Genomic DNA, 2,341 nt, shown 5'->3' on the forward strand with positions numbered 1-2,341 from the left:
GTGAATGGCGGTTTGAGGTCGTGGATATGGATAGTCTGCGCGTCGATAAGGTGTTGATCTCACGCGAGCTGGCTGCCATCTGAAGAGGTTTTGTACCGTGGGCCGATGATGTTGTTTATTTGGGGGAATAGCGGTTTGCGGTCGTGGATATGGATGGCCTGCGCGTCGATAAGGTGTTGATCTCACGCGAGCCGGCTGCAACATGAAGAGGTGTGGTACCGTGGCCCGCTACCATCAGGTCGTGGAGCGGGTTGGAAGCCCGCCCCACGACCGTTAGCGTGGGGAGAGAAAGCTGCACCGGATCAACCTGATCCGCTGTCAGGGTGCTCTACTGCGCCCACAACGGCCAGCGATCCTGGGCAGTGTTTTGCGTCACCTGCTGCACGACGGTACCATCACTGACATTGAGAATGTAAATCTCGAAGTCACCGTCACGATCACTGGCAAACGCGAGCTGTTGGTTGTCAGGTGACCAGGTTGGCGAATCGTCGGTTGCTGCGTTGTTGGTCAATCGACGCACATTGCTCCCATCGCTGTTCATCACATAGATTTCCCAGTTCCCATCACGGTCGCTGGCGAAGGCAATCGTCCTGCCGTCGGTGAGATGCGAGCGAAGCGGTCGTTTGCCGCATTGTTGCTCAGGTTGCGAACATTATTCAGATTGACGCCCGCAAAGAGGTCATCAATGTGATAGAACTCGAGAGTAGCCCGATAGATCTCAAAGTTCCCCTCGCAATTCGCAACCCAGAACAGGTAGCGACCGTCGGGCGACCAGGTCGGGCTTTCAACATTGCATGGCCGGTCGTAGCCGGTAACTGGACTGGCATAGCCGCGTAATGGTGATACATTCAGGCGACGAACGTAGAGTTGTGGAATCCCCTGGCGCTCGGAGACAAACGCCAGCAGCATACTATCCGGCGACGCCGAGGCGTTGTATTCGCTCCCTGGAATGTCTGAGAAGTCGTTGTCCGGTGGCGGGAAGGTACCGTCAGTATTGCTGTAGCTGATCCGAACCACGCTAGCGCCGGCTGCCTGCTCCCCGGCATCGGCAGCAACGGCGTTGAGCAAATATATCTGACGATACGATGGGCTATTCCGCCGTGAGTCAACCACCAGAAAGTGTTGGTTAGGGTCCCAGCTTCGCCGCTACGAGAAGGCCACCGTTTCACCATTGTTGAAGGTCAATCGTTGTCCACCACCGTTAAAGGTGGCGCGGTAGAGTTCCCAGTGGCTGCCGGTGTCGATATTCGAGGCGTAGATCAGCGGGGTGGTCGGATCAGGGGCAGCCCACGGTGCGCCCAAATGCGGATAGCGCCACTGAAAGTAGTGCTGCCCGACATTCCCCATCTCGACCTGATAACCGGGAGGATTATCCGGGGTGTAGGTCAGGATGCGTCGCTCGAAGAGCTGTACCAGAACATCACGCTCCGTGTCACCAACAACGGCACGCGTCCAGTAGGGATCGGTAATCGGATAGCCCATAGCAAAGAGCCAGTCGACAATCGGTGCCGTCACCACGCGCCCATTCTCGACCACCCGGCCACGAGCGTTCATAAAGTCCCAGAAGACACGCGGAATGTTATGACCCGTCACACTGTTATACTGCACAATCGTCGTTTCAGGGCGAGCAAGATCCTCGCGAACACCAATGTTGCCGCCGCGGACGATAACAGCGGAGACGCGCTCGTTCAGTCGTGAAGGATCACGGTAGCCATTGTCAATTGTTGCGATACCAGCAAAATCGCGGTAGCCAGGGGCAACTGTGTTAGCAACACGCGGATTGCCGGCGACCGGCACGTCTGAAGGATCGCGATAGGCGATATCGTAGGGAGAATCACCGAGCTGCATTCGTCCGCTGACCAGCTCTTTCACCAGAAGGCCGTTCGTTACAATGCCGTCTTCAGGGCGATTGATCTCCATGCGGGCTTTGTCAAAGTACTGAACGGTACGAATCGTATCAGGGCTTTCGCGGTAAAACTCGCCATAATCGAACCACGGTCCTGGCCCCCAATACCAGGTACGTCCACCGCGCACGGCCTCGCTGTCGGTACGGCTCCAGATGGTTGCAAAGCGCGGGTCGGCAAAGTTGGTGCGCCCGGAGAAGGGTGCAGCGGCGAGTGGGGCCACGCTGCCGAGCATGAGCGCACCGATTAGGGCGAGCATGCTCCAAATTATTCCTGGCCGGTACATACTATCCTCCTTGGTTATTGCATGATACACCCTGTAGCGGATGCATCAGATAGCAATACTTTCGATAGCGTAAAACTGTTCGTAGCGCGTGCGTGCCGGGTTTGGCCGGCATTTACGCTCAATGAAGCACACCTTGCTGCGATTGTTCAGA

General features: G+C 56.7%; 3 protein-coding genes. All 3 read right to left on the bottom strand.

From position 1 onward, the window contains the following. Positions 1 to 328: 328 nt before the first annotated feature. Positions 329 to 544 carry a hypothetical protein gene (locus VAE57_RS18205; RefSeq protein ID WP_322823245.1) on the bottom strand — a complete coding sequence of 72 codons (216 nt, stop codon included), beginning with the start codon at positions 542 to 544 and terminating at the stop codon, positions 329 to 331. Then, on the bottom strand, positions 541 to 1,068 hold the full coding sequence (locus tag VAE57_RS18210) for a hypothetical protein (protein WP_322823246.1): 528 nt from the start codon (positions 1,066 to 1,068) through the stop codon (positions 541 to 543). The genes VAE57_RS18205 and VAE57_RS18210 overlap by 4 nt, the downstream gene beginning before the upstream one ends. A gap of 78 nt (positions 1,069 to 1,146) precedes the next feature. Further along, positions 1,147 to 2,190, bottom strand: coding sequence for a hypothetical protein (locus VAE57_RS18215; RefSeq protein ID WP_322823247.1), 1,044 nt, complete (start codon positions 2,188 to 2,190; stop codon positions 1,147 to 1,149). Positions 2,191 to 2,341: the final 151 nt, after the last annotated feature.

It is taken from the genome of Chloroflexus sp., assembly GCF_034434295.1.
Lineage (GTDB): Bacteria > Chloroflexota > Chloroflexia > Chloroflexales > Chloroflexaceae > Chloroflexus.